We start from the raw sequence: 3,223 nt of genomic DNA, 5'->3' as shown, positions 1-3,223 counted from the left end.
ATAAAATTTGATCGAACTAATTCCGGTTTTTACTACAACCTGGCCAGAAGTTACGAGGAGCTGGAGGATTACGAAAATGCCGTTGCCAGCTATACTCAGTGTTTGTATTTACGATATGATCACTTTAGACAGGTTCATTTAAGCAGAGGGCAGTGTTATTTAAAAATGGGTGAAAGAAAAAGTGCCCTGATGGATTTCAATAAAGTACTTAAGTTGGATAATAAAAATTTTATGGCTTTCTACCTGAGGGGGCAGTGCTATCTGCAGGACTTGCGATATATGCGAGCACTTCAAGATTTTAATAGCGCCATAAAACTGAAGCCTAATCACCTCAATGCGTACTATCACCGTGCAATTGCCAGTGCTCAAACCGGAGATCGGTATGGAGCATTAAGTGACCTTAATTATGTAATTAGGGAAAGCCCTAATTTTAGTAAGGCCTATTTTAATCGCGGAATCGTATTTCAACGCCTCAATAGATTTGATAAAGCAAAAATAGATTTTGATAAGACCATCAGTCTCAATTATCAAAAAGCAGATGTTTATATAAGAAGAGGTATTTGTAACCTTAGGTTGGGGCAGAAAGGTATGGCCTGTGAAGATTTTGATGCCATAGAACGCTTCGATAAACAAAAAGCAAATGCACTTAAGACGAAGTACTGTAGTTGACTTACCTAGTTGGGAAGAAAATAAAAAGGCCATTCCAATTTGGAATGGCCTTAGTTATTTATGGAAAAGAACGATTACTCTTCGTCTTTCTTCTCTTCTTTTTTAGAAGGCTTTTTCTTTTTCACTTTAAGTTTAAGCTCTTCACTTTTACCATCATGATCAGCTACTATCGTAGCGCCTTCTTCTATCTCACCTTTAAGAATCTCTTCTGCTACAGGGTCTTCAAGATACTTTTGAATGGCTCTGTTTAAAGGTCTTGCACCGTATTGAGGGTCATATCCTTTTTCAGATAAGAAATCTTTAGCTTTTGTAGTAAGCTCAACTTCATAACCTAGTGCATTTATTCTTTCGAATAGCTTGCCGAGTGTAAGGTCAATGATCTCGTGAATATGCTCTCTTGTCAATGAGTTAAACACAATCACATCATCAAGTCTGTTTAAGAACTCAGGACTAAAGGCCTTCTTGAGTGCACTTTGAATAGTGCTTTTCATCACTTCATCTTCGTTTTTAGAAGAAGAGGAAGGGGCGAAACCAATACCGGCTCCAAAATCCTTCAGATCTCTCACACCTATATTTGATGTCATTATGATGATTGTATTTCTAAAGTCAACTCTTCGACCGAGGCCGTCAGTTAAAATACCATCATCAAGCACCTGAAGTAATAAGTTAAATACATCAGGGTGCGCTTTTTCGATTTCATCAAGCAATACTACGCTGTAAGGCTTTCTTCTAACTTTCTCAGTTAGCTGACCACCCTCTTCATAACCAACGTAGCCCGGAGGCGCTCCCACAAGTCTCGATACTGAGAATTTCTCCATGTATTCACTCATGTCAATTCTCACAAGACTATCTTCTTTGTCAAATAAGTAAGTAGAAAGCTCTTTGGCCAATTCCGTTTTACCTACACCAGTAGGGCCTAAGAAGATGAACGAACCAATTGGCTTTTTAGGATCCTTCAGACCCACACGTGTTCTTTGTATGGCTTTAGTAAGCTTGCTTATCGCATCGTCCTGGCCAACTACTCTGCCCTTGAGCTCGGTAGTCATTCCTAGAAGTTTATTGCTTTCTTTTTGAGCGATTCGTTTAGTAGGGATACCTGTTACCATCGCGATTACATCAGCTACATGATCTTCGTTTACCGTGTAACGCTTGCTTTTGGTATCTTCTTCCCACTTAACTTTAGCCTGCTCTAGCTGATCAATAAGTTTCTTTTCTTTATCTCTCAGTTGGGCAGCCTCTTCGTATTTCTGGCTTTTTACGACCTTATTTTTTTCTTCCTTAATATCCTCAATCGCAGCTTCTAACTTTACAATGTTGTCAGGTACGTGGATATTATTGATATGTACGCGAGCGCCAGCTTCATCTAAGATATCGATAGCCTTATCTGGTAAGTATCTATCACTAATGTATCTATCAGAAAGCTTCACACATGCATCAATCGCCTCAGGCGTGTAGTTCACGTGGTGATGCTCTTCATATTTATTCTTGATGTTATCAAGTATCTGAATCGTTTCTTCAGGAGTAGTAGCATCTACCATTACCATTTGGAAACGCCTTGCTAGTGCACCATCCTTTTCGATATACTGTCTGTACTCATCAAGTGTAGTTGCACCGATGCATTGTATCTCACCTCGCGCTAAGGCTGGCTTAAACATGTTTGATGCGTCTAGCGAGCCGGAAGCTCCACCAGCACCCACAATAGTATGTAACTCATCAATGAATAGAATCACTTCAGGAGACTTCTCAAGCTCATTCATAACGGCTTTCATACGCTCCTCAAACTGGCCTCTGTATTTTGTGCCAGCTACAAGAGATGCTAAGTCAAGCGTCACAACTCTTTTGCCGAAAAGTACTCGAGATACTTTCTTCTGTACGATCCTAAGTGCAAGTCCCTCAGCAATAGCTGTTTTACCTACACCAGGCTCACCAATCAAAATTGGATTATTTTTCTTTCTCCTGCTTAAGATTTGAGCTACACGCTCTATTTCCTTTTCACGACCTACGATAGGGTCTAGCTTGTCATCTTCTGCGAGTTTGGTAAGGTCGCGACCGAAATTATCAAGTACAGGAGTACGAGATTTTTCTGTGCCACGCTTCTCTTTACCACTACCGCTACCACCGCTACCGAAGATCTTAGAAGAATCTTCGTCTGGCTCGTCTGTATCAGAAGATGCCATAGGATTTTCAGTCTGGTACTCCAAAAGCTCCTTCACAACATCGTAGTTCACATCAAATTTTTCTAAAATCTGAGTAGCTATGTTGTCTTCATCTCTTAGGATAGAAAGTAGCAGATGCTCTGTACCAATAAGCTGACTTTTGAAAATCTTAGCTTCGAGATATGTGATTTTTAATACTTTTTCTGATTGTCTGGTCAAAGGAATATTGGCCAGATTCTTAACGTCATGAGAGGCAGTTCCTTTTGAAACTTTCTCAACCGAACTGCGAAGCTCATCTAAAGAAATGCCAAGCTTTTTCAGCAAGCTGACAGCCACTCCTTCACCTTCTCTAATCATACCGAGTAGTAAGTGCTCCGTACCGATGTAATCGTGACCCA

At 40.2% G+C, this 3,223-nt stretch carries 2 protein-coding genes; one reads left to right on the top strand and one right to left on the bottom strand.

What is annotated here, in order from left to right:
• Positions 1-669 (top strand): tetratricopeptide repeat protein (locus E1176_RS03445; RefSeq protein WP_155209180.1); only part of this gene is annotated, 669 nt, incomplete at its 5' end.
• A gap of 74 nt (positions 670-743) precedes the next feature.
• On the opposite strand, the gene E1176_RS03440 is transcribed toward E1176_RS03445, so the two are convergent.
• The coding region (locus E1176_RS03440; RefSeq protein ID WP_155209179.1) for an ATP-dependent Clp protease ATP-binding subunit at positions 744-3,223 on the bottom strand (2,480 nt) is incomplete at its 5' end.

Source organism: Fulvivirga aurantia, from assembly GCF_009711475.1.
GTDB lineage: Bacteria > Bacteroidota > Bacteroidia > Cytophagales > Cyclobacteriaceae > Fulvivirga > Fulvivirga aurantia.
This window is presented reverse-complemented; position numbering and strand designations above follow the sequence as displayed.